Source organism: Cardiobacterium hominis, assembly GCF_900637305.1.
In the GTDB taxonomy this organism is placed as follows: domain Bacteria; phylum Pseudomonadota; class Gammaproteobacteria; order Cardiobacteriales; family Cardiobacteriaceae; genus Cardiobacterium; species Cardiobacterium hominis.
In genome coordinates this window covers 2,093,912-2,117,592 of the sequence record NZ_LR134365.1, presented here as the reverse complement: position 1 = coordinate 2,117,592, position 23,681 = coordinate 2,093,912, and the positions used below count along the sequence as shown (strand labels likewise).

Annotated in this window: 19 protein-coding genes; 10 read left to right on the top strand and 9 right to left on the bottom strand. The window is 61.3% G+C overall.

Going from position 1 to position 23,681, the window contains the following annotated elements; genetic code table 11:
* Positions 1-46 precede the first annotated feature (46 nt).
* The 3 genes from def to rsmB are packed head-to-tail and all read left to right on the top strand — an operon-like array spanning position 47 to position 2,783.
* On the top strand, positions 47-601 hold the full coding sequence (gene def / locus EL199_RS10295; RefSeq protein WP_004141657.1) for a peptide deformylase: 555 nt from the start codon (positions 47-49) through the stop codon (positions 599-601).
* On the top strand, positions 598-1,530 hold the full coding sequence (fmt, locus tag EL199_RS10290; protein WP_004141659.1) for a methionyl-tRNA formyltransferase: 933 nt from the start codon (positions 598-600) through the stop codon (positions 1,528-1,530). Before def ends, fmt begins: the two co-directional genes overlap by 4 nt.
* Entirely contained in the window at positions 1,527-2,783 is a 1,257-nt protein-coding gene (rsmB, locus tag EL199_RS10285; RefSeq protein ID WP_004141661.1) for a 16S rRNA (cytosine(967)-C(5))-methyltransferase RsmB, read from the top strand. Before fmt ends, rsmB begins: the two co-directional genes overlap by 4 nt.
* A 200-nt stretch (positions 2,784-2,983) precedes the next feature.
* Here rsmB and EL199_RS10280 read toward each other — a convergent pair whose 3' ends face one another.
* Complete coding sequence (locus tag EL199_RS10280) at positions 2,984-3,958, bottom strand: IS30 family transposase (RefSeq protein ID WP_126316074.1); 975 nt, start codon at positions 3,956-3,958, stop codon at positions 2,984-2,986.
* A gap of 313 nt (positions 3,959-4,271) precedes the next feature.
* Here EL199_RS10280 and EL199_RS10275 point away from each other — a divergent pair, with 313 nt between their 5' ends.
* Both EL199_RS10275 and EL199_RS10270 read left to right on the top strand, forming a co-directional pair.
* Positions 4,272-6,437, top strand: coding sequence for a sensor histidine kinase (locus EL199_RS10275; protein WP_004141663.1), 2,166 nt, complete (start codon positions 4,272-4,274; stop codon positions 6,435-6,437).
* The gene (locus EL199_RS10270) at positions 6,434-7,804 is read left to right on the top strand and encodes a sigma-54-dependent transcriptional regulator (RefSeq protein WP_004141665.1); all 1,371 of its coding nucleotides are present in this window, start codon (positions 6,434-6,436) and stop codon (positions 7,802-7,804) included. The genes EL199_RS10275 and EL199_RS10270 overlap by 4 nt, the downstream gene beginning before the upstream one ends.
* Before the next feature lie 143 nt (positions 7,805-7,947).
* Here EL199_RS10270 and EL199_RS10265 read toward each other — a convergent pair whose 3' ends face one another.
* From EL199_RS10265 to proC, 7 genes are all read right to left on the bottom strand, one after another.
* Entirely contained in the window at positions 7,948-8,439 is a 492-nt protein-coding gene (locus EL199_RS10265; protein ID WP_004141667.1) for a GNAT family N-acetyltransferase, read from the bottom strand.
* Positions 8,440-8,652: 213 nt separating this feature from the next.
* A complete protein-coding gene (serC, locus tag EL199_RS10260; protein ID WP_004141669.1) occupies positions 8,653-9,732 on the bottom strand; it encodes a 3-phosphoserine/phosphohydroxythreonine transaminase in 1,080 nt (359 codons plus the stop codon).
* A gap of 371 nt (positions 9,733-10,103) precedes the next feature.
* Positions 10,104-10,616, bottom strand: coding sequence for a hypothetical protein (locus EL199_RS13355; protein WP_232008294.1), 513 nt, complete (start codon positions 10,614-10,616; stop codon positions 10,104-10,106).
* The gene (mnmG, locus tag EL199_RS10250) at positions 10,613-12,490 is read right to left on the bottom strand and encodes a tRNA uridine-5-carboxymethylaminomethyl(34) synthesis enzyme MnmG (RefSeq protein WP_004141672.1); all 1,878 of its coding nucleotides are present in this window, start codon (positions 12,488-12,490) and stop codon (positions 10,613-10,615) included. Before mnmG ends, EL199_RS13355 begins: the two co-directional genes overlap by 4 nt.
* The gene (locus tag EL199_RS10245; RefSeq protein ID WP_004141673.1) at positions 12,487-12,780 is read right to left on the bottom strand and encodes a DUF167 family protein; all 294 of its coding nucleotides are present in this window, start codon (positions 12,778-12,780) and stop codon (positions 12,487-12,489) included. Before EL199_RS10245 ends, mnmG begins: the two co-directional genes overlap by 4 nt.
* 3 nt (positions 12,781-12,783) lie before the next feature.
* Complete coding sequence (locus tag EL199_RS10240; protein WP_004141674.1) at positions 12,784-13,299, bottom strand: YggT family protein; 516 nt, start codon at positions 13,297-13,299, stop codon at positions 12,784-12,786.
* Positions 13,300-13,337: 38 nt separating this feature from the next.
* The gene (gene proC / locus EL199_RS10235) at positions 13,338-14,180 is read right to left on the bottom strand and encodes a pyrroline-5-carboxylate reductase (protein ID WP_004141675.1); all 843 of its coding nucleotides are present in this window, start codon (positions 14,178-14,180) and stop codon (positions 13,338-13,340) included.
* 150 nt (positions 14,181-14,330) lie between these two features.
* On the opposite strand from proC, the gene EL199_RS10230 reads away from it, so the two are divergent.
* From EL199_RS10230 to EL199_RS10210, 5 genes are all read left to right on the top strand, one after another.
* Positions 14,331-15,392, top strand: a complete 1,062-nt coding sequence (locus EL199_RS10230; RefSeq protein WP_004141679.1) for a type IV pilus twitching motility protein PilT — start codon at positions 14,331-14,333, stop codon at positions 15,390-15,392.
* Positions 15,393-15,407: 15 nt separating this feature from the next.
* A complete protein-coding gene (locus EL199_RS10225; protein ID WP_004141680.1) occupies positions 15,408-16,706 on the top strand; it encodes a PilT/PilU family type 4a pilus ATPase in 1,299 nt (432 codons plus the stop codon).
* A 167-nt stretch (positions 16,707-16,873) separates the two neighbouring features.
* A complete protein-coding gene (parE, locus tag EL199_RS10220; RefSeq protein WP_040355505.1) occupies positions 16,874-18,793 on the top strand; it encodes a DNA topoisomerase IV subunit B in 1,920 nt (639 codons plus the stop codon).
* Positions 18,794-18,949: 156 nt separating this feature from the next.
* A complete protein-coding gene (locus tag EL199_RS10215; protein WP_004141682.1) occupies positions 18,950-19,237 on the top strand; it encodes a helix-turn-helix domain-containing protein in 288 nt (95 codons plus the stop codon).
* The gene (locus tag EL199_RS10210) at positions 19,224-20,501 is read left to right on the top strand and encodes a type II toxin-antitoxin system HipA family toxin (protein WP_004141683.1); all 1,278 of its coding nucleotides are present in this window, start codon (positions 19,224-19,226) and stop codon (positions 20,499-20,501) included. Before EL199_RS10215 ends, EL199_RS10210 begins: the two co-directional genes overlap by 14 nt.
* 337 nt (positions 20,502-20,838) lie before the next feature.
* On the opposite strand, the gene EL199_RS10205 is transcribed toward EL199_RS10210, so the two are convergent.
* Complete coding sequence (locus EL199_RS10205) at positions 20,839-23,646, bottom strand: valine--tRNA ligase (RefSeq protein ID WP_004141684.1); 2,808 nt, start codon at positions 23,644-23,646, stop codon at positions 20,839-20,841.
* Positions 23,647-23,681: the final 35 nt, after the last annotated feature.

The window sequence follows — 23,681 nt, the reverse complement described above, 5'->3', positions numbered from 1 at the left end:
ATACCAAAAATTCATTTTTCGGTAAAAATTTTTCCCGGACCCACACATGCCGCTGCTTGACATCCTCATCCATCCCGACCGCCGCCTGCGCAAAACCGCCGAACCCGTCAGCCAATTCACCAATGCACTCAAGACGATAACCGACAACATGTTCGCCACCATGTACGAGGCGCATGGCATTGGCCTCGCGGCAACGCAAGTGAACATTCACCAGCGCATCGTGGTCATGGACGTGCCGGAGCGCCGCGAAGATGACGAAACCGAAACCCCGGACGCGCCGATTCCCCATACCAAGCTCGTCCTGATAAACCCGGAAATCATCGCCACCTCCGAAGAAACGGCGAGCTGGCAAGAAGGCTGCCTGTCCCTGCCGGGACAATTTGCCGACGTCGAGCGCCCGGCAAAAATCCGCTACGCCTACTACGACCTCGGCGGCAGCCGCTGCGAAGGCGAGGCGGAAGGCCTGTTGGGCGTGTGCATCCAGCACGAAATCGACCACTTAAACGGCGTTCTCTTTATCGACCACCTCTCGCGCTTGAAACGCGAACGCCTTGAGAAAAAACTCGCCAAATCCCTCTTGCAAAAGGAACGCGAGACATGAGCGCCCGCCTCTGGTTCGCCGGCACCCCCGCCTTCGCCGCGCACAGCCTGCAAACGCTGATTAACAGCGGCGACTACACCATTGACGGCGTCCTTACCCAGCCTGACCGCCCAGCCGGACGCGGGCGCAAACTCACTGCCAGCGCCGTCAAAGAAACCGCACTCGCGCATAACCTCCCCGTCGCCCAGCCAGAAAAACTGCACGCCGACGCGCCGCCTTTTGCCGAACTGCCGCGCCCCGACCTCATCATCGTTGCCGCTTACGGCCTGCTCTTGCCGCCGTGGTTTCTCGCCTACCCCCGCCTTGGCTGCCTCAACATCCACGCCTCGCTGCTGCCGCGCTGGCGCGGTGCCGCCCCCATCCAGCGCGCCATCGAAGCAGGCGACGCGGAGACCGGCATCTGCATCATGCAAATGGATAAAGGCCTGGACACCGGCGCCGTCTGGACAGAAGCGCGCCTGCCCATCACCGCCGACGACACCGCCGCCAGCCTGCACGACCGCCTGATGACGCTCGGCAGCGCCACCCTGCTGCGCACCCTGCCGGACGTCCTCGCGCAAACCCGCCAGCCGACGCCCCAAGCGGCAGACGGCATCACCTATGCGCACAAACTCAACAAAGCCGAGGCGCGCCTTGACTGGCACGCACCCGTCGCCACCCTTGACCGCAAAATCCGCGCCTACAACCCGACGCCCATCGCCCACACCACCCTCGACGGCGAAGTGCTGCGCATCCACGCCGCGCACGTATTGAACCACACCCCCGCCGCCGCGCCCGGCACCATCACCGCGCACCATGCCGACGGCCTTGACGTCGCCTGTGCCGACGGCACCCTGCGCATCACCCGCCTGCAACTGCCCGGCAAAACCGCGACCGATGCCGCCGCCCTGCGCCACAGTCGCGACCTCACCGGACAGCAACTCCAATGAAAGCCAGACAAGCCGCGCTGCACACCATCGACGGCGTCATCAACCAGCACCGCACACTGAACACCCTCCTCGCGCAAGACAAAAGCCGCGTCAGCGCCGCCGACCAGGCGCTCTACCAAGCGCTCGTCTATGGCACCCTGCGCCAATACCGCGCGCTGTCCGCCCTCTGCGCCCAAATGATGGAAAAACCGCCGGCAACACCCGGCCACCCGCTTGCCATCATCCTGAACCTCGGCCTCTACCAACTGCTACAAATGAACCTCGGCGACCACGGCGTCATCAACGAAACCGTGAACCTCGCGCCGCACCACCGCCTTGCCCGCGCCAAAGGCCTCATCAACGCCATCCTGCGCCGCGTCCAGCGCGAGCGCGCCCACTGGCAACAAGCACTCGAAAACGCCGCCACCGCCAACCTGCCCGACTGGCTGCGCGGCCAATACCCCGCCGAAGAAGCGGCGATTGCCGCCAGCAACAGCCGCCAACCGCCGCTCACCCTGCGCCTCAACCACACACACGACCGCGCTGCCTGGCTCGCCGCGCACGGCGACGCCCGCGCCAACCCGCTGCACCCGCAGGCCATTACCCTGACGCACGGCCACAACGTCCAACACATCCCCGGCTTTAACGACGGCGCCGTCAGCGTACAAGACGCCGCCGCGCAACACGCCGCCACCCTGCTCGCCCCACAAAACGGCGAACACATCCTGGACGCCTGCGCTGCCCCCGGCGGCAAAACCGGCCACCTGCTCGAACTCGCACCCACCGCCGAATTACTCGCGCTTGACCACGACCGCGACCGCCTCGTGCGCGTCCAAGAAAACCTTGATCGCCTCGGCCTGCGCGCCACCCTCAAAGCCGCAGACGCCGCCGATACCGCCGCCTGGTGGGACGGCAAACCCTTCGACGCCATCCTCCTGGACGCCCCTTGTAGCGGCAGCGGCGTGCTGCGCCGCCACCCGGACATCGCCTGGCTGCGCACCCCGGCCGATTTAAAACGCCTCGCCGCCAGCCAACGCCAACTGCTGGAGCGCCTCTGGCCGACCCTCAAACCCGGCGGCCGCCTGCTCTACACCACCTGCACCATCCTGCCTGCTGAAAACCAGGACAACATCCGCGCCTTCCTCGCCGCGCACCCGGACGCCCGTCTACAAACCCTCGCCCTCCCCGCCGACACCGGCTACGGCAGCCTGCACCTGCCGGACGACGACGGCGACGGCTTCTACTACGCCATGCTGCACAAAAACCCCGCATGACCAGCACCCGCCACACGCACGGCAGAAAAACATTCGTTGCCATTACGGCAACCATCGCCAAAACACCCGCCGATCAGTTCCCTCCCCCGTGGGGGAGGGACGGGACTCCCATGAAAAAGGCGGATGCCTTTTTCATGGGTACCCGGGGTGGGGGCAGCAAACATCCCGCATCAGCGACAAACCCCATTTACGGCGAATTGTCAAACCAAGTGCAACGCCTCATCAAAATACACTTCATAAGGTGTCCTCCACTGCAAACATTTGCGCGGGCGGTTATTCAATGCCAGCACCGCCTTTTCAATGTATTCATCAGGATATTGGGCAATATCCTGATGCTTCGGAAAATATTCACGCAACAAGCCGTTGGTGTTCTCGTTCGTGCCGCGTTGCCACGGCTGGTACGGCGGCGGGATGTATATTTTTATCCCCAACGCCTCCGCCACCACCGCATGCCGTGCAAACTCCTTGCCCCGGTCCGGCGTGATGCTGTGTACCGTCTGCTCGCGCAAGGCTTCAATCATCGCCGCATTCACGCCGTCCGCCGTCTTCTTCTCCAGCCGAACGCACCGCAGATAGCGGCTTTTACGGTCGACCAACGTCAGCAACACCGCACCACCCACCACGCCTGCAACGGTATCAGCTTCCCAGTCGCCCATGCGCTCCCGCGCCTGTGCCTCTGGCGGACGCGCCGACAGCGCATGCTCAACAGGGAAGTTATCACGTGTCGGCTCGCCCTTGCGCCGCCGCTTCTTGCCACGGTGGCGCAGCCTTTGCTTGCCGCTTATCACCCAGTCGGGGTCATTGAAACGCCCGGCGTAGATACCGCGGTAGATAGTCGCGTAGCTGATGGCGTGCGGGCGGCCTTCGTGGCGCAAGCGGTACTGAATCTGCTCCGGCGACCAGTGCAGTTTCAGAAACCTCTCCTTGACCAGGGCAAAAAGTTCCGGGTCATCAAGTTTACGCTTGCGGCGGCAGCGCTTACGCCTGCTGTCGTATTTCTCCTGCGCCTTGCTGGCGTCGTAGCTTTCGCCATCGCTATTGCGCTTCAGTTCGCGCAAGATGGTGCATCTGTGGCGCTTCAACATGGTAGCAATAGCGGCGGGGCAATGACCCTGGTTGAACAAAGTCATTATGCAACCCCGCTCAATGGGCGTAATATGACTGTAGGCATCCATTTTTGGTCTCCTGCAATGTTTTGATGTTTTTTTGCAGTATCGCTTATGGATGTCTTTTTTGTGGCTGTTGCACTTGAATTGTAAATTCGCCACATACACCTAAGCGCTCAACGTGTATGTAAACCAAGCCGCACACACTCACCAACATGACCACCAGCACCCGCCACCTGAACACCCGCCAAACTGCCCCCTCCCCCGCAGGGCGAAGCCCGCAGCGGGGGAGGGCTGGGGTGGGGGTAGCGTCCACAAAACGACCACCAGTACAAAACAGACCTACAGACCGCACGGAACCAAGCCGCACACAATCACAAACATGACCACCAGCACCCGCCACCTGAACGCCCGCCGCACCGGCATCATCCTCATCTGCAGCATCTTCGCGCTGCTCACCCTCATCAGCATCCACCGCTTCGGCCAGGCGGCGATGAGCGGCCAACCCCTGCAAAAAAGCCACCTCGCGCTCATCAACATCACCATCGCCGGCCTCGGCATCTTAAGCCTCATCACCTTCTGGCAAATCATCCGCAGCGCCCGCAACCACCGCCGCAAAAAAAAAAGCAGCCTCGGCTTCTACTACGGCTGGCGCATCTTCACCACCGCCATCATCCCCGCCGCCATCATCGCCGCCTTCAGCTGGCAATACCTCACCTACGACCTCGGCAAAGTCTTCAACACCCGCATCAACAACGCCCTCGACAACGCCCTGCAGCTGACGCGAACCGCAATAGCCATCCGCACCGGCCAAACGCTCGAACAAACCCGCATCCTGCGCCAGGCGATGGGCGACATGAACCAGGCGACCCTCATCGAAAACATCGAACCGCTGCGCCGCCAAACCGGCGCGCTCGAACTCGCCGTCTTTGACCTGCAAGGCACCATCGTCGCCTACAGTAGCGTCGATACCGGCAAACTCATCGTAGAAGCGCCAAGCACCGCCGCCATGCTCAACGCCACCGACGAACAAGAACACTTCGAATACGGCGAAAACAACAGCGAATACACCATCACCGTCCTCACCATCATCCACAAACCCGAAAACACCTTCTACCTGCAAGCCATCTACACCATGCCGGAAGCCTTCAACACCCAGGCCGAAAGCGTGCGCGAACAATACCGCCAACACCAGAACTACAACGCCCTGCAGCCGCGCATCCGCGCCAACATCATCCTCGTCTTCTCCACCACCATCCTCCTCACCGCGCTCATCATCATCTGGCTGGCCGCCCACTTCAGCGAACGCCTGAGCCACCCGCTACGCACCCTGAGCCGCGCCGCCTCCAACATCGCCGAAGGCAACTACCACGCGCGCATCACCGAACTGCCGCACAACGAACTCGGCATCCTCGGCCGCCAATTCAACCACATGAGCCAAAACCTCGAAGAAGCGCGCGAAACCAACGACCGCGTGCAGCGCCTGCTCGTCGAACAAAAAGCGCGACTCGAAACCATCATGGACAACATCACCGGCGGCGTCCTCACCCTGGACGGCGGCGGGCGCCTACAAAGCTGGAACCAAAACGCCGGCAAAATCCTCGACCTGCCGCTCGCCAGCCTGCACAAAACCAGCCTGCCCGAAGCCAACAAAACCAGCGAAAACAGCTACGAAGAACTCATGCAGGCACTCTTGCCCTACATCACCGCCAACCAAGAGAACTGGCAACAAGAAATCACCCTGAACCGCCACGGCGCGCGCAAAATCCTCATGTGCCACGGCAGCCGCCTGCCCGACAGCGGCAAACGCGGACGCAACGGTCACGTCATCGTCATCGACGACATCACCGAATTCCTGCACGCCCAGCGCAACGCCGCCTGGGAAGAAGTCGCCAAACGCCTCGCCCACGAAATCAAAAACCCGCTCACCCCCATCCGCCTACAAAGCGAGCGCCTACAAAAACGCCTTGCCGACAAACTCGCCGACGAAAACGACCAACAAATCCTTGCCAAAGCGACCGGCACCATCATCGACCAAGTCGAAGCCATGCAACAAATCGTCGCCGACTTTAGCCAAATCGCGAAACCCCTGGAAACCCGACGACAAAATCTCCAACTCAACCCGCTCCTGCGACAAATCGCCGAACTCTACCGCGAACAACACCTGACCCTCGACCTGCACGACCCCCTCGGCGACATCAGCGCCGACCCGGTGCACCTGCGACAAATCCTCATCAACCTCATGAAAAACGCCATAGAAGCCACCCAAAACCAGGACGCCCCGCAAATCCGCTGGCATACCAGCCAACACAACGGCCAAATCACCCTGGACATCGAAGACAACGGCCCCGGCTTTGCCGACCTCAACAAAGACCCCTTCGAGCCCTACGTCACCAACAAACCCAAAGGCACCGGCCTCGGCCTCGCCATCGTCAAAAAAATCGTGCACGAACACGACGGCACCATCAGCGCCGGCCACAGCCGCGACCTTGGCGGCGCCAAAATCACCATCACCCTGCCCCTCACCACGACGAGCACCACACCATGAACGACAACAACACCCGCACCGAAATCCTCATCATCGACGACGAAACCGGCATCCTCGACACCCTCTCCGACATCCTTGGCGACGAAGGCTATCTCACCCACACCGCCGCCAACGCCGAAGAAGCGCGCCAAAAAAACCTCCAGCACAAACCCCAACTCATCCTGCTCGACATCTGGATGCCCGACACCGACGGCATCAGCCTCCTGCGCGAATGGCAAAAAAGCGGCACCCTCCAATGCCCCGTCGTCATCATGAGCGGCCACGGCACCATCGAAACCGCAGTCGAAGCCACCAAACTCGGCGCCTACGACTTCCTCGAAAAACCCCTATCGAGCGCCAAACTCCTCCTCACCGTGCAGCGCGCCCTACAAACCCACAACCTGCAAACCCAAAACGCCGCGCTCAAAGCCAAAATCAACCCGCCCGCCGAACTCATCGGCAAAAGCAGCCAAAGCCAAGAACTGCGCCGCCAGGCCGAACACCTCGCCGACCAGAACATCCCGCTGCTCATCCACGGCAACGCCGGCACCGGCAAACAACACCTGGCGCGCCACATCCACCAAAAAAGCAACCGTCGCGACGCACCCTTCATCAACACCAACCTCGCCGCCATCGACAGCAACGACATCCCCGCCATCCTGCTAGGCACCCACAAACGCCCCGGCCTCATCGCCCAGGCAGGCAACGGCACCCTCTACCTTGACGAAATCGGCAACCTGCGCGAAGACATCCAGACCACCCTGCAACACCTGCTCGAACACCACGAATACTACCCCGGCGACAACCACGGCGCGCAAACCAGCGAAGCACGCATCATCGCCGCGACCCGCCTGCCACTGAACATCCTCAAAGAACGCCTGACCCCCGGCCTCTACGACCACATCACCATCGCCACCATCGGCATCGCCCCGCTCGAACAACACAGCGAAGACGTCCCCGAACTGCTCGACTACTACAGCCAACAATACGCCGACAACGAACAACTGCCCTACCGCCACTTCAGCCTCGCCGCCCAAAACCTCTTGCGCCAGCACAACTGGAACGCGGGCAACATCCGCGAACTCAAAAACCTCGTACAGCGCCTGCTCATCAACAGCGACGAACCCGAAATCAGCGCGGACGAAGCCAAAGCGGCGCTCATCCCGAACGAACACAGCGCCCCGGACAACCTCTGGTCGCAAATCATCCCGAAAGACATGACACTCAGAGACGCGCGCGAAGTCTTCGAACGCCAATACCTGCTCGAATCCTTCCGCCAATGCGACGGCAACATCGCCAAACTCGCGAACAAAGTAGGGATGGACCGCACCAACCTCTACCGCAAACTGCGCAGCCTCGGCATCGACCCGACGCATAAACCCAAATAACCGCCGGAAACTGTAGGGTGGGGAACGCCCCACCGCATTACCGCGCCCCAGCGCGGTTTTTCACGATACGTAGCATGCGCCTGGGCGCACCATTATTTCGTGGTCGCAGAACAGGGCGGGGCAAGCCCCACCCCACGTGCAAATTATGGCGCTAGATCCAGGCGGTAGGTGGTGAGGTGGACATCGGCGCGCGGTTGCCAGTCGCGTTCCGGGGTGTGATGGAAGCCGAGGCGTTCGTAGAGGCGGTGTCCGGCGTGCATCCAGGCGGCGCTGGAGAGGACGAGCGCGGTGCAACCCGCGCGGCGCGCGTGTTCCATGCTGGCGCGCACGAGCGCGCTGCCGATGCCTCGCCGCTGCGCTTCTGGCGCAACGGCAAGGATGCGCAGTTCGGCTTCGTGGGCACGGGCGATTTCTTGCCAGCTGCTGCCGGGCAGGGCGCAGGTGAGGGTGCCGACGGGTACGCCGTTTTGTCGCGCGACGAGCACTAGCGCCTGTTGCGCGCGTTGGGCGGCGTTCAGGATTTCGATGAAGTACGGGTCGTCTGGTGCGAGGCCGCTGGGTGCGTAGGCAAGGGCGGTCAGGCGGTCGATGGTGTCGCAGTCAGCGGGTTCGCAGGGGGTGATGTGCAGGTTCATGTTTGTCTGTTTCGCGGGTGGGCAGTGCGCTTTTGTACGGCGGGGCAACGCAACGGGGCAATTTGGTAGCGCGGATGTTGGGTTATGCGCTGCGCCGAGGGCTGTTTGTATTTCATTTTGGATGCGGTCGCTACGCGGTTTTTACACACTCTCCCCGCTTCGCAGGGGAGGCAAATTCAAATGGCAAACACTTAATTCAATCTGCGTTTTGTGTTAGGGATTTTCAGCGGCGAAGGCGTCCATGTAGTCAATTAGGGCGTGTACTGAGCGAATGTCGAGGGCGTTGTAGAGGCTGGCGCGCAGGCCGCCGACGATTTTGTGGCCTTTGAGACCGGAGAGGCCGTTTTTTTCCGCCTCTTGCCAGAAGCGGGTATCGAGTTCGGCGCTGCGGGTGCGGAAGACGATGTTGGTGCGTGAGCGGTAGGCTGGCGCGATGGTGTTCGTGTAGTAGTCGCTGCGGTCGAGGTAGTCGTAAAGCAGTGCCGATTTTTCCTGGCTGGCGCGGTCAAAGTGAATGATGCCGCCTTTGCTTTCAATCCACTGCATTACTTTGTGCAGCAGGTAGATTTGCCAGGTAGGCGGGGTGTTGTAGAGGCTGTTGGCGGCGGCGTGCGCGGCGTAGGTGAGGAAGCGCGGCACGCGCGGGTGGTCGGTGAGGAGGTCGCGGCGCACGTAAACGAGGGCAAGCCCTGCCGGGGCGAGGTTTTTCTGCACGCCGCCATAGACGATGGCACAGCGCGCCCAGGGGAGGTCGGCGCGGGTGTAGTAGTCGGAGGAGGCGTCAATCACCAGCGGCGCGGCGGCTTCGGGATAGCTGCGGTACTGGATGCCGTTTACGGTTTCGTTGCTGGTGAGGTAGAGGTAGCGGCAGTCGGCGGGCAGGGCGGGCAGGCTGTCCGGCAGGGTGGTGTAGCCGCCGTCGCGCCCGCTCCAGATGGCTTGCGCTTGGCCGACGCGCTCGGCTTCTTTCAGCGCTTTGTCCGCCCAGACGCCGCTGTCGATGTAGGCGGCGCTGCCGTCGTCGGCGAGCAGGTTGAGCGGAATCATGTCGAATTGTTGGTGTGCGCCGCCGGGCAGGAGCAGTGCCTGGAAGTCGTCCGGCGCGCCGATGAGGCGGCTGGCAAGGGCGAGGGTTTCGTGATGCAGTGCTTCGAAGCGGGCGCTGCGGTGGCTGATTTCCAGCACGGACATGCCGCAGCCCTGGAAGTCGGTCAGCTCGGCGCGCGCTTCTTCGAGCACGGATAGCGGCAGGGTGCAGGGGCCGGCGCAGAAGTTGTGGATGCGGTGGGTCATGGTTGGGTCTCCTTTGTCGTTATTGGGATGAATGCGTTGCCCTCCACAGGGGAGGGCAGGGTGCATGTTTGGAATTTGGTTTCGACATTGTATCCGCTTGATGTTTTGGTATTGGTTCTGGAAATGGAATCATGTGGTTGTGTTGTTTTTGTCCTCACTCCAACGCCTCTCTTGCCCTAAAGGGAGAAGGGGGCATCCGCTAGGGCGATGTTGTTGATGAATCGAAATTCTGGTTTTTCAATTGATTACTGCCCTCACCCCAACCCCTCTCTCGTCCTACGGACGAGCAATGCTTGTCCCAGAGGGAGAGGGGCTTATCCGCTGAAATGCATACACGCCCTAACCCTTCCAAAGGGAGAGGGGCTTATTCGCTAGTCGTTGTTGTTCGGGTAGAGGGTGAGGGAGTCGCCGTCCCATTCGTGTTCGGGGTCGGGGAGGAAGACGAGGCCGCCGGTTAAGCTCTGGCTGATGAGCCAGCCGCCGGGGACGGCGGTGCGGTAGAGTTCCGGCGTGTATTTGTTGTTGCGACTTTTGAGTTTTTGCCATTCGAGGACGGGCGTGCGGCGGTTGCCGCCACCAAAGAGGAGTTTTCCGAGTGCCATACGGGGGTCCTTGGGTTTGGTTTGGGATGGGGTTCGTGGCAGGCGGGGCGCGGGTTCTGCGTTATCCGTCTGTGTTTTTTGTACTACCGGTTCCGGCGGTGGTGTGGGGTCTGGCGCCGTGGTGATGCGAATTTTGTGGGTAAGCGGCGGTGCGTCAGGCGCGATGCCGGGGAATCGCGGACTGCCCGTCGGGCTGTAGCCGCCGGGGTAGGGTGCGTGGATGGGGAAGACGGGCTCGCCCCAGTTGGGTTTGTCGGCGGCGGGTGGTTGTTTGGGGGTCATGGTGTTCCGGTGGTGATGGGGGAGGGGGGCGTTTTTTGTTTTTTCAGGTGGATGAGCAGGATGGAGAGGGCGGCAGGGGTAACGCCGGGGATGCGTGCTGCCTGGTCAAGGTTTTCCGGCTGGATTTTGTCGAGTTTTTCGGCGACTTCTGCCGAGAGGCCGTGGATGGCGCGGTAGTCGCAGGGTACCGGCAGGCGGTGTGCGCGGTTTTCTTTGAGTTTGGCGACCTCACTCTGTTGGCGCTCGATGTAGCCCGCGTATTTGGCGGCGATGTCGATTTGTTCGATGACGGCTTCGTCGAGCGATGGCGCGTCGAAACCGGGCAGGGCGGCAAGGGTCGCGTAGTCGATTTCCGGGCGTTTGAGCAGTTCGCTGGCGGCAAGGTTTTGGGAGAGACCGGGCAGGTGTTCTTGGCGGATGAGGGTGTGGCGCAGCCGCTCTTGTTCGCGCGCGATGGCTTCCATTTTTTCGCTGAACGCGCGGTAGCGGGGTTCGCCCACGACGCCAAGCTCGTGGCCAATGGCGGTCAAACGTGCGTCGGCGTTGTCTTCGCGCAAGAGCAGGCGGTGCTCGGCGCGGCTGGTGAACATCCGGTACGGTTCGCGTGTGCCTTGGGTGATGAGGTCGTCGATGAGGACGCCGAGGTAGGCTTGTTCGCGTTCGGGGTACCAGGGTTCGAGGTCGCGCGCACGGCGGGCGGCGTTGATGCCCGCCAGCAGGCCTTGCGCGCCCGCTTCTTCGTAGCCGGTGGTGCCGTTGATTTGTCCGGCAAGGTAGAGGTTGTCGATGTGGCGGCTTTCCAGGCTGTGTTTGAGGTGCTGCGGGTCGAAGTAGTCGTATTCGATGGCGTAGCCGGGACGGGTGATGCGCGCCTGTTCGAGGCCGGGGATGGTTTGGATGTAGGCGATTTGTGCTGCAAACGGCAGGCTGGTGGAGACGCCGTTCGGGTAGAGTTCGTTGGTGGTCAGGCTTTCGGGTTCGATGAAGATTTGGTGGCTGTCCTTGTCGGCAAAGCGCATGACTTTGTCTTCGATGGAGGGGCAGTAGCGCGGGCCGAAGGCGTCTTTGATGACGCCCGCGTACATCGGCGCCTGGTCGATGTAGGCGCGGATGATGTCGTGCGTGCGTTCGTTGGTGCGGGTGATGTGGCAGGCGACTTGGCGCGGGTGTTCGGCGGCATTGCCGAGGTAGGAGAAGACGGGCAGCGGGGTGTCGCCCGGTTGGGCTTCCATGCGGCTGTAATCAACGGTGCGCGCGTCCAGGCGCGGCGGCGTGCCAGTTTTCATGCGGGCGAGGGCGAAGGGCAGGTCGTGCAGGCGGGCGGCGAGTTCGTTCGCAGGCGGGTCGCCGGCGCGGCCTCCGGCAAAGCTGTTGAGGCCGACGTGGATTTTGCCGCCGAGGAAGGTGCCGGCGGTGAGGACGGTGGCGGTGGCGTAGTAGTCGATTTGGTGTTGGCTTTTGACGCCGGCGATGCGCGTGCCTTCGAGGATGAGGTCGGTGACGGGGGTTTGGAAGATGTCGAGGTTGGGCTGGTTTTCGACGATTTCGCGCACCGCCGCTTTGTAGAGGATGCGGTCGGCCTGGGCACGGGTGGCACGCACGGCGGGGCCTTTGCGGCGGTTGAGGATGCGCCACTGGATGCCGGCGCGGTCGGCAGCGCGCGCCATGATGCCGCCGAGGGCGTCGATTTCTTTGACGAGGTGGCCTTTGCCGATGCCGCCAATGGCGGGGTTGCAGCTCATTTGGCCGATGGTTTCGATGTTGTGGGTGAGCAGCAGGGTGCGCGCGCCCATGCGGGCTGCGGCGCAGGCGGCTTCGACGCCGGCGTGACCGCCGCCGACGACGAGGACGTCGTAATGGATGGGGTATTTCATGGTTTTTCGGGCAGTTGCCATTCGGGCGGCAGGTGTTTGGGGGCGGTGATGCGCAGGGTTTTCAGCGGGCTGAAGGCACCGCTTTGGAGCGCCACGTTTTTTTTGGCGACGGCGAAGGTTTTGGCAAGCCAGGCGGTGAGGTGTTTGTTGGCTTTGCCGTCTTCGGGCGGCGCGGTGATGGCGATTTTGTAGCGCTCGTCATGGATGCCCTGGCATTGATCGCGGCTGGCGCGCGCGGTGATTTTGACGGCGAGGATGAGGTCGCCTTGTTCCCATTGGGCGGCGGGCATGCTTTATCCGCCAAAGCCGCCGAGGATGAGGGTGGCGATGCCACGCTGGGCAAAGTAGATGAGAAACAGCGCTGCCATCGGGGTGAAGTCCAGCATGCCGACCGGCGGGATGATGCGGCGCAGGGGGGCCATCAGCCAGTCGCTGCAGGAAAGCGCGATTTGCATTACCGGCTGACGCGGGTCGGTTTGTAGCCAGGAGCCGATGACGGTGATGAGGATGGCGTAGAAGACGGTGTTCAGCCAGACGCTCACCAGCATAAGCAGGGCAATCGGCAGGGCGAGAGGGGCAGGGATGAGGATGAAGGCGACGAACAGCGCGATGATGGCGGCGACGATGACCGCACCGAAGTCAAAGCGCGAGGCCGGTAGCAGTTTGCGGAAGGGCAGGACGAGCGGATCGGTTGCGCGGTTCAGTTTGGCGGCTACGGGGTTGAAGCCGAGGCGGTAGAGGTTGGTATGGAAGCGGACGATAAAGAGGGCGATGGCCAGTTTGCCGAGGAAGATGATGAGGTCTTGCATGTGTGAGGTCGTGTTTGTCGTGTTTTTTGGGGGGGGGGTTACCAGTCGCGGGTGAGTTCGTCGGCAATGGCGCGGCTGCGTGCGGCGACGGCAGCCATGGCATCATCAACGATGCGGTCAAGGTTGGCATGGTTAAAGATGTCAAGTGCCGCTTCGGTGGTGCCGCCGGGGACGGCGATTTGTTTGCAGTAGTCGGCGAATTCTGGCGGGGTGGCATTGTTATCGAGCGCGAGGGTGCCCGCGCCGACGGCCGTCCAGGTGATGATGTCGTAGAGTTCGTCGCGTTCGAAGCCGTAGCGCTCGCCAGCGTCCAGCATCGCCTGCATCAGGCGGAAGAAGTAGGCGATGCCGCTGCCGGAAAGGGCGGTGATGCCGTCGATTTGGGTTTCATCGTCCAGCCAGGCGGTTTCGCCGATGGCGCTGAAGATGGTGTTAATCAGCGCTTCTTCTTCGGGGTCAAGCTCGCTGTCGCTATAGACGCCGGTAAGTGAGGCTTGGTGCGAGGCAGCGATGTTCGGCATGGCGCGGATGATGACGGCATCGTCGCCCAGGATGCGGCGGTAGTGCTCGATGCGGATGCCGGCGGCCAGCGTGATGAGGATTTTGTCGTCCAGGTCGTAAGTGGCAAGTTCGTCCAGCACGGCTTTCATTTGTGTGGGTTTGACGCCGAGGATGAGGTAGTCGCAGTCTTTGACGAGCTGGCGGTTATCGGTATGGGCATTTATGCCGTGGATTTGTTTGAGGGCGGCGGCGCTCGCCGGGGTGCGACAAGTGGCGTGGATTTGTTTGCCGGTGAAGCCGTTTTCTTGGTCTGCGAGCAGGCCGCTGATAATCGCGGCGCCCATGTGGCCGGCGCCGAGAAAACCGATGGTTGTTGTCATGGGCGGGTGTCCCTGGGTCTTTCTGGGTGAAAATCGGGCGAATCTTATCATGTTTGCCGCGGGCGGGCGTGAAGTTTGGCTTTGTTTTCCGCCGTTTTTCGGTAAAATACATTTCTTGATTTTTTTTAACGAAAGAAAAAGGATGTTGTTATGAGCGATAAGCACGAAACCAAACTGGACGACCTGCTGCGGTTTACTGACAAGCAGAAGGCGTCGGACTTGCACTTGAGTTCTGAGTTGCCGCCGATGATTCGCGTGGACGGCGATATCAAGCGTCTCAACCTGCCGCCGCTGGACCGCCAGCAACTGCGCGACATGATTTATTCCATCATGACCGATACGCAGGTCAAGAACTTCGAGGAGCACTGGGAGGCGGACTTCTCCACCGAAGTCAAGGGTATCGCCCGTTTCCGGGTAAACGTTTTTAACCAGAACCGCGGTCTGGCGGTGGTGTTCCGGACGATTCCGAGCCGCGTGCTGTCGCTTGAGGATCTGAAAGCGCCGGAAAAATTCGTCGATATTATTGACGTGCCGCGTGGCCTCGTATTGGTTACCGGCCCGACCGGTTCCGGCAAGTCCACCACGCTGGCGGCGATGCTAAACCACATCAACGAAAACCGCCACGAACACATCCTTACCATCGAAGATCCGATTGAATTCGTGCACGAATCGAAAAAATGCCTGGTGAACCAGCGCGAGGTACACCGCGACACGCAAAGTTTCTCCAACGCCCTGCGCGCCGCGCTGCGTGAAGACCCGGACATCATTCTCGTTGGTGAGTTGCGCGACCTGGAAACCATCCGCCTTGCGCTGACCGCCGCCGAAACCGGTCACTTGGTGTTTGGCACCCTGCACACCTCGTCTGCGGCAAAAACCATTGACCGTATCATCGATGTCTTCCCCGGCGAAGAAAAACAACTGGTACGCTCCATGCTCTCCGAATCACTGCGGGCAGTTATCGCGCAAACGCTTTTGAAGAAAATCGCCGGCGGCCGTATCGCTGCGCACGAAATCCTCGTCGCCACTTCAGCGGTGAAAAACCTCATCCGCGAAGACAAAATCGCGCAAATCTATTCCTCCATCCAAACCGGTGCGCAATACGGCATGCAAACCCTTGACCAATGCCTGCAAAAACTGGTGTCACAAGGCCTCATCGACCGGCAAACCGCCGCCTCGAAAGCGCACGACAAAACCCTCTTCCTGCACGGCTAACCACGGAGTTGAAACATGGAACACGCAACCCTTGATACCGCCCTTGATCTCACCCCGATCAGCCGCGACGAAATCGCCCAGAAAAAAACCAGCATGGCGCGCGAAGAACTGCGGCCGATGTTCGACAAACTGGTGGCGCACGCCGCCGAGAAAAAAGCGTCGGATATCTTCATCAACTCCGAGAACTACATCAGCATCAAAACCGACGGCCAGCTCAACTACACCAAAAAATACATGGAAGAGGGCGACGTCTATAACCTGATTGAGGTCATCTCGCGTCCGGAAGCCTTCCGCGAATTCCTGCGCAACCACGAACTGAACATGATGGTGGAAGTGCCGAACGTTACCTACCTGCGGGTCAACGTTTACCTGCAGAAAAACGTTCCCGGCCTCGTGCTACGTCTGATTCCGGCGATGATTCCGAAACTGGACGACCTCGAATTGCCGGTACCGGACATTCTGAAAAAAATCTCCATGGTCAAACGCGGTCTGGTTATCGTCATCGGGGCGACCGGTAACGGTAAATCCACCACGCTGGCTTCGATGATCGATCACCGCAACGAAAACTCCAGCAACCACATCATCACCGTCGAAGACCCGATCGAATTCGTGCACAAGCCGAAAAAATCCGTGGTCATCCAGCGTGAAGTCGGCATTGACACCGCCTCCTACGGCACCGCGTTGAAAAACTCACTGCGTCAGGCGCCGGACGTCATCCTCATCGGGGAAATCCGGGATGTGGATACCATGCAATACGCGATGCACTTCGCCGAAACCGGTCACCTGTGTCTCGCGACCCTGCACGCCACCAACTCCGTACAAGCGCTGGAGCGGATTTACAACTTCTTCCCGCGTGAGCAGCGCCACCAAATCCAGCCGGAACTTGCAGAAAACCTGCACTGCCTCATCACCCAGCGCCTCCTTCCGCGCTCTGACCGCCCCGGCCGGATAGTCGCCATGGAAATGATGATGAACACCCCGTACATCAGCCACCTCATCTCCGAAGGCGACCTCGGCTCCATTCCCGAGGCGATGGAACGCGGCAACCCGGCGGAAGGCGTCTTTACCTTCGACCACAGCATCTTCGAGCTGTACGAATCGGGCGTTATCTCCTTCCAGGACGCCATCAACTACGTCGAATCCGAAAACAACTTCCGCATCCGCATCCGTGCCCAGTCCAACCGCCGTCTGCCGCCGGAAATGCAATCACGCGGCGAAATCTTCAGCGTCAAAAGCGACGACGCGCTCTCGCGCGAACTCATGCGCAAAGACCGCGAAGAACGCGAACGCCTACGCAAAGAAGGCAAGCTGTAATGCCTCAATTAAGCCCCTCTCCCTTTGGGAGAGGGGTTGGGGTGAGGGCGATATTGCTGCTAAAATCACGCACCTACAGAAATTTGTCCAAGAATAATGCCCCTTATGGGGCATTTCTTGTTCATTCACAATCTTACGCAGCTATGAACCTCACACCGGAGCCTCGCATGAATAACTACCGCGCCGCCGACATCGACGTATTAAAAGGCCTTGACCCCGTCCGTCGCCGACCGGGCATGTACACCGACACCACCCGCCCCAACCACCTCGCGCAGGAAGTCATCGACAACAGCGTCGATGAAGCACTTGCCGGATACGCCACCACCATCCGCGTTACCCTGCACGCCGACGGCTCGCTTTCCGTCAGCGACGACGGCCGCGGCATGCCGGTTGATATCCATCCGGAAGAAGGCGTCAGCGGCGTTGAACTCATCCTCACCCGCCTGCACGCGGGCGGCAAATTCAGCCGCAAAAATTACAACTTCTCCGGCGGCCTGCACGGCGTCGGCGTCTCCGTCGTCAATGCCCTCTCCACCCGCCTCGAAGTCGAAATCGCGCGCGACGGCAACCTTTACCGCCTTGCCTGCGCGCATGGCGACGTCGTCGAACCGCTCACCGTGGTGGAAACCATTGGCAAACGCCGCCACGGCACCACCGTGCGCTTCTGGGTCGATGAAAGCTACTTCGATACCCCGCACTACGCCGTCGCCCGCCTCAAACAAACGCTGAAAGCCAAAGCCGTGCTCTGCGCCGGACTGCACATCAGCTTTGACAACCAAATCAGCGGCGAACACGACGAATGGTGCTACCAGGACGGCCTCACCGCCTACCTGCGCGAACAAACCGGCGACGACACCCTGCCCGCTGAACCCTACACCTTGAGCCATCACGACGACGAAGGCCAAATCGACCTCGCCCTCACCTGGAGCGAAAGCGCGGGCGCGAACGGCACCTACGAAAGCTACGCCAACCTCATCCCCACCACCGGCGGCGGCACACACGTGAACGGCCTGCGCACCGGCCTCGTCGAAGCGCTGCGCGAATTCTGCGAATTTCGTGATCTCCTGCCGCGCGGCGTCAAACTCGCGCCGGAAGACATCTGGGAAGGCTGCCAGTACGTCCTCTCCGTCAAAATCCCCGAACCGCAATTCTCCAGCCAAACCAAAGAACGCCTCACCTCGCGCCAGTGCGCCGCCTGGGTAGCGGGCATCAGCAAAGACCAATTCGGCCTCTACCTCAACAAACACGCCGACATCGGCGAAGCGCTCGCCGCGCTAGCCATCAGCCACGCACAAAAACGCCTCAACCACAACAAACAAGTTACGCGCAAACGCGCCACCAGCGGTCCGGCGCTACCCGGCAAACTCGCCGACTGCATCAGCCAGGACACCCGCCTCACCGAACTGTTTCTAGTCGAAGGCGACAGTGCCGGCGGCTCGGCCAAACAAGCACGCGACCGACAAAACCAGGCCATCATGCCGCTGCGCGGCAAAATCAAAAACACCTGGGAAGACGACTCCGCCGTGGTCATGAGCTCACAAGAAATCCACGACATCGCCGTCGCCATCGGCATCGACCCGGCGAGCGACGACCTGAGCGGCCTGCGCTACGGCAAAATCTGCATCCTGGCGGACGCCGACTCGGACGGCCTGCACATCGCCACCCTCATCTGCGCGCTGATGGTCAAACACTTCCCGGCACTGGTCAAAGCCGGGCACCTATACGTCGCCATGCCGCCGCTCTACCGCATCGACGCCGGCAAACGCATCGAATACGCGCTGGACGAAGGCGAACGTGACACCGCGATCGCCACCATCCGCCGCGACGGCTATCACGGCAAAATCAACGTCACCCGCTTCAAAGGCTTGGGCGAAATGAACCCGCCGCAGCTGCGCGAAACCACGATGAACCCGGACACGCGCCGCCTCGTACAACTCACCTACCACGACGCCATGCAGGCCGATGCCCTGCTTGACATGCTGCTTGCCGACAAACGCGCCGCCGACCGCCGCGCCTGGATCGAAACCAACGGCGACCACGCCGACAACCTCGACGCCTTCAGCGGAGAGGCTGTGTTGCAGGCATAGCGCTGCGCTGGTTGGACGCATCACGAAAGCACACAACGATACCGCCTAAACACAAGTCGGATGAGCGCTATATAAGCGCAGACTAACCGCACGCCGCTCGCCCAAATTGGATATAATAGTGTCCAAAACACGACATTTTTGCCGATTTTAGACACTATGGTATCCATTTCTCTCCTGGACGAAGGCGATGTACAAAGCGCACTCGCCGCCCATTTGCGTCGGCGGCGCAAGGTACGCGGTTATTCGCGCGAGCAGCTTGCCGAGCGCAGTGGCGTTCCGGCGGCGACCATCAAAAAATTTGAGCTGACCGGGCAGATTTCGCTGCGCCAGTTTCTCCTGCTCTGGCAAAGCCTGGACGACTTGCAGGCGCTGTATGTACTCACCACCGGTGCGGCGCGCCTTGCCCCGCAAAGTATCGAGGACGTGCTCAATGACCCCTTATGAAGCCACGCGCCGCCTTGCCGTTAGCCGCATCCTCGCCGACGGGCGCAAGGTTGCGGTCGGCACGTTGGCGCAAAACCGCGACGGCGTGTACTTCGCCTATGACGCGGCCTATCTGCAACAGTACGGCAACCTCTCGCCCTACCATCTGCGCGCTGACGGCAGCGTGCAACTGGCGGCGCGCGGTTTGCCGCACGGTCTGCATGGGGTATTTGCCGACTGTCTGCCGGACGGCTGGGGCATGCTCCTGCAAGACCGCCATTTCCGCCAACAGGGCATCCTGCCCGCGCAAGTGACCGCGCTTGACCGCCTCGCCTTTATTGGCGACCGCGGCATGGGGGCGCTTGGCTTCGAGCCGCTGTGGCAACCGCAGGCGCCGCCGGAAAACCGCGATTACGCCGCGCTGGGTCTTGCCGCGCAGGCGGTGTTTGACGGGCAGACGGAAGACGTGCTGCAAGAACTCATCCGCGTCGGCAGCTCCGGCGGCGCGCGTCCGAAAGCGCAAATCTGGATGGCGCCGGACGAGCCGCGTCATTGCCGCACCGTCGCGCAGCCGGGCGATGAAGCCTGGCTCGTCAAATACACTTCGCGCCACCTGCCGCCGCTTGGCCATGAAGAAGGGCTGTGCGAAGCCGCCTACCTGCAACTGGCCGAACGCGCCGGGCTGCAACCCTGCGCCTGGCGCCTGCTGGACGCACCGGCGAAAAGCGGCGCCAAGCGCTGGCTCGCCCTCAAGCGCTTCGATTGCACAGCGCAAGGCCGCTATCACCTACACAGCGCCAGCGGCTTGCTTCATGCCGATTACCGCCTGCCCAGCCTCGATTACAGCGACCTGCTAAAAATGAGCAAGCAACTCTGCCGCGCACCTGCCATCGGGCGGCTCCAGTTCGCGCGCGCCATCTTCAATCTGCTCCTTGCCAATCACGACGACCACGGCAAAAACTGGGCGTTCCTGCAAGACGACCGCGGCGACTGGCAACCGGCGCCGTTCTACGACGCCACTTTCAGCCCGCACCCGCGCGGCGAACACATGACCGCGTTCGGTGGCTACGGCAAAGCACCGCCGCTGAAAACCATGCAACAGCTCGCCGCCCACGCCGGATTTCCGCGCTGGCCGGAAGCACAAAAAATCATCCAGCAGATTGCCGACACCGCCGCGACTTTCGGTGCTACCGCGCTCGCCCTCGGCGTGAAAAAAAGCACGGTACGCGAGGTGCAGCAGCATTTGAACCATATCTGGCAGGAAAACCGGCAGTTGTTGGCATAAGTCGCTGCGAGAAGATGCGGCGTGAAGCAGCCGCCAAAGATACGACGAGAGAAATGTATGGCAGTTTTAGTCCTGCAGCGGACGCGGGTATAGCAATCTTCCGCGAACCTCATGCGGTGTTTCGCTTCCGGGGATTATAGAGTGCGACTTGGCACTCCATTGATTCGAAACAAATATTTTCGCAACAGTGTACCGAAGCGCACCCAAAACGCCCCTGACGGATTTGTTACCCGCCAGGGGCGGCCGGAGCAGAGTCGTGCGCACCCTATGGTGTTTTCAGCGGCGCGCCTGGACTGAAACTTTATGTGGATTGCTATACGTCCGTCACGGGCGTTTTTTACATCGCGGCGACTTTTTCCCGCTGGGTTTTGAGCGCGGCGACGGTTTCTTCGTCGGCGGAGAGCAGCGCGCGGGTTTGCGCGACCAGCTCCGGCGGCGCTTTGGCGGTGAAGCGTTCGTTGCCGAGTTGGCCTTGCAGGCGGGCGATGTTTTTCGCCAGTTTGTCGATTTCTTTGTCAAGCCGCGCCAGTTCGGCGTCTTTGTCGATGAGGCCGGCGAGCGGAATCATGTTTTTCGCGCCATCAACCATGAAGGCGGCGGCTTCGGGTTCGGCCTCATCTTTGGCAAGGACGCGCACGTTTTCGAGGCGCCCCAGCGCCAGCAGGCAGCGCTCTTGTTGGGCGAGATGGCGTGCGGCGCTTTCGTCCTGGCCGCTGATGAGCAACGGCAGGGCTTTGCCGGGGGCGATGTTCATGTCGGCGCGGATTTTGCGCACGCCGAGCAGGGTTTGTTGCAGCCAGTAGATTTCGGCGTCGGCTGCTGGGTCGCTGCCGTTTGTCGCCTGCGGGTAGGGCTGGCTCATGATGGTGTCGCCGCTGTTGCCGAGTGCAGGCGCGGTTTGTTGCCAGATTTCTTCGCTGATGAACGGCATCAGCGGGTGGATGAGGCGCAGGGTTTGTTCGAGGACGTCGAGCAGGGTGTGGCGGGTGCGCGCTTTTTCGGCTTCATCGGGATTGTTCTTGGCAAGCACGGGTTTGACCAGCTCCAGATACCAGTCGCAGTACTGGTTCCAGAGGAATTCGTACACCGCCTGCGCGGCGAAGTCGAAGCGGTAGGTGGCAAAGGCTTCGCGCACGGCGGCGGTGGTGCGGTCAAGCGCGCCGTAGATCCAGCGGTCGGCGGCGCTTTTTTCGGCAAAGGGCGCGGCGGTGATGGTCTGCCCGTCAGTTTGCATGAGGACGAAGCGGGCAGCATTCCACAGTTTGTTGCAGAAGTTGCGGTAGCCTTCGACGCGCTTGAGGTCAAAGACGACGTCGCGCCCCATCGTTGCCTGCGCGGCGAAGGTGAAGCGCAGCGCGTCGGTGCCGTGCGCGGCGATGCCGTCGGGAAATTCTTTGCGCGTTTGTGCTTCGATTTTTGCTGCTTTTTGTGGCTGCATCATGCCACTGGTGCGTTTGGCGACGAGGTTTTCGAGGTCGATGCCGTCGATGATGTCGAGTGGGTCGAGCACGTTTCCTTTGGATTTGGACATTTTCTGTCCTTCGCTGTCGCGCACGAGGCCGTGGATATAGACTTCTTTGAACGGCACCGCGCCGTCCATGCAGTACAGTCCCATCAAGACCATGCGCGCCACCCAGAAGAAGATGATGTCAAAACCGGTAACGAGGACGTTGCCGGGGTAGAAGTCGCGCAGGTCGGCGGTGTCGTCCGGCCAGCCTTGTGTCGCAAATGGCCACAGCGCCGAGGAAAACCAGGTATCCAGCACGTCTTCGTCCTGGGTGAGCGGCAGGTCGGCGGGCAACTGGTATTTGGCGCGCGCCGCTGCTTCGTTTTCGGCGACGTAGGTGTTGCCGTCCGCGTCGTACCAGGCAGGTATCCGGTGCCCCCACCAGAGTTGGCGCGAGATACACCAGTCTTGCAGGTTTTCCATCCAGTTGTAGTAGGTGTTTTCCCAGTTTTTCGGCACGAACTGGATGCGGCCGCCGCGCACCGCCTCAATCGCCGGGCGGGTCAGTTTTTCCATGCCTTTGGCGCTGGACAGGTCCACGAACCACTGGTCGGTGAGGTAGGGTTCGATGACGACACCGCTGCGGTCGCCGTAGGGGCGTTTCAAGGTGTGCGGTTCTACTTTTTCCAGTAATCCGGCAGCATCAAGGTCGGCAACGATTTTGTCGCGCGCCACCCAGCGGTCAAGGCCGCGATAGGCGGCGGGGACGTTGTCGTTCAGGGTGGCGTCCGGGTTCATCAGGTTGATGACTTCCATGGTGTGCCGCTGGCCGACCGCATAGTCGTTGAAGTCGTGCGCGGGGGTGATTTTCACGCAGCCGGTGCCGAAGTCCATTTCGACGTATTCATCAGCGATGATGGGGATAACGCGCTCAGTCAGCGGCACGTGCACCATTTTGCCGAGCAGGTGGCGGTAGCGTTCGTCATCGGGATGCACGGCGAGCGCGCCGTCGGCGAGGATGGTTTCCGGGCGGGTGGTGGCGATGTGCATATATTCGCCGTCCAGCCCTTGTCCGGCGACGAAGGGGTAACGCACGTGGTACATGAAGCCGCTTTCTTCGCGGTTCTCGACTTCAAGGTCGGAAATGGCGGTTTTCAGCACCGGGTCCCAGTTCACCAGGCGCTTGCCGCGATAGATGAGGCCGTCTTCGTGCAGGCGGACGAAGAGGGTGCGCACCGCGCGCGAGAGGTCGTCGTCCATGGTGAAGCGCTCGCGCGTCCAGTCAAGCGAGGCGCCGAGGCGGCGCAGCTGCTGCATGATTTGTCCGCCGGATTGCGCCTTCCATTCCCAGACTTTGGCGGTGAAGGCTTCGCGGCCGAGGTCATGCCGCGTCTTGCCCTGCGCGTTCAGCTGGCGCTCGACCACCATCTGCGTGGCAATGCCGGCGTGGTCGCTGCCCGGCTGCCACAGGGTGCGGCGACCGTTCATGCGCTGGTAGCGGATGAGCGCATCCATGATGGTGTCCTGGAAGGCGTGCCCCATGTGCAGCGTGCCGGTAACGTTCGGCGGCGGAATCATGATGGCGTAGGGTTCGCCGCTGCCCGCGGGCGCGAAATGTCCGCCCACTTCCCAGACTTTGTACCATTTGTTTTCGATTTCTGCGGGCTGGTAGCGGGTCGCCATGCCGTCGTTGTTCATGTGTTACCTCGAAGTATTGGAGAAAGCGCGGGATT

What these genes read in the sequence shown, in the direction of transcription:
- EL199_RS10225 (WP_004141680.1), top strand. Translation starts at nt 15,408, where the DNA reads ATGGAACACGCAACCCTTGATACCGCCCTTGATCTCACCCCGATCAGC.
- EL199_RS10245 (WP_004141673.1), bottom strand. Translation starts at nt 12,780, where the DNA reads ATGCCCGCCGCCCAATGGGAACAAGGCGACCTCATCCTCGCCGTCAAA.
- EL199_RS10215 (WP_004141682.1), top strand. Translation starts at nt 18,950, where the DNA reads ATGGTATCCATTTCTCTCCTGGACGAAGGCGATGTACAAAGCGCACTC.
- EL199_RS10275 (WP_004141663.1), top strand. Translation starts at nt 4,272, where the DNA reads ATGACCACCAGCACCCGCCACCTGAACGCCCGCCGCACCGGCATCATC.
- EL199_RS10240 (WP_004141674.1), bottom strand. Translation starts at nt 13,299, where the DNA reads ATGCAAGACCTCATCATCTTCCTCGGCAAACTGGCCATCGCCCTCTTT.
- EL199_RS13355 (WP_232008294.1), bottom strand. Translation starts at nt 10,616, where the DNA reads ATGACCCCCAAACAACCACCCGCCGCCGACAAACCCAACTGGGGCGAG.
- serC (WP_004141669.1), bottom strand. Translation starts at nt 9,732, where the DNA reads ATGACCCACCGCATCCACAACTTCTGCGCCGGCCCCTGCACCCTGCCG.
- EL199_RS10210 (WP_004141683.1), top strand. Translation starts at nt 19,224, where the DNA reads ATGACCCCTTATGAAGCCACGCGCCGCCTTGCCGTTAGCCGCATCCTC.
- def (WP_004141657.1), top strand. Translation starts at nt 47, where the DNA reads ATGCCGCTGCTTGACATCCTCATCCATCCCGACCGCCGCCTGCGCAAA.
- EL199_RS10205 (WP_004141684.1), bottom strand. Translation starts at nt 23,646, where the DNA reads ATGAACAACGACGGCATGGCGACCCGCTACCAGCCCGCAGAAATCGAA.
- rsmB (WP_004141661.1), top strand. Translation starts at nt 1,527, where the DNA reads ATGAAAGCCAGACAAGCCGCGCTGCACACCATCGACGGCGTCATCAAC.
- EL199_RS10265 (WP_004141667.1), bottom strand. Translation starts at nt 8,439, where the DNA reads ATGAACCTGCACATCACCCCCTGCGAACCCGCTGACTGCGACACCATC.
- parE (WP_040355505.1), top strand. Translation starts at nt 16,874, where the DNA reads ATGAATAACTACCGCGCCGCCGACATCGACGTATTAAAAGGCCTTGAC.
- EL199_RS10280 (WP_126316074.1), bottom strand. Translation starts at nt 3,958, where the DNA reads ATGGATGCCTACAGTCATATTACGCCCATTGAGCGGGGTTGCATAATG.
- EL199_RS10270 (WP_004141665.1), top strand. Translation starts at nt 6,434, where the DNA reads ATGAACGACAACAACACCCGCACCGAAATCCTCATCATCGACGACGAA.
- fmt (WP_004141659.1), top strand. Translation starts at nt 598, where the DNA reads ATGAGCGCCCGCCTCTGGTTCGCCGGCACCCCCGCCTTCGCCGCGCAC.
- mnmG (WP_004141672.1), bottom strand. Translation starts at nt 12,490, where the DNA reads ATGAAATACCCCATCCATTACGACGTCCTCGTCGTCGGCGGCGGTCAC.
- proC (WP_004141675.1), bottom strand. Translation starts at nt 14,180, where the DNA reads ATGACAACAACCATCGGTTTTCTCGGCGCCGGCCACATGGGCGCCGCG.
- EL199_RS10230 (WP_004141679.1), top strand. Translation starts at nt 14,331, where the DNA reads ATGAGCGATAAGCACGAAACCAAACTGGACGACCTGCTGCGGTTTACT.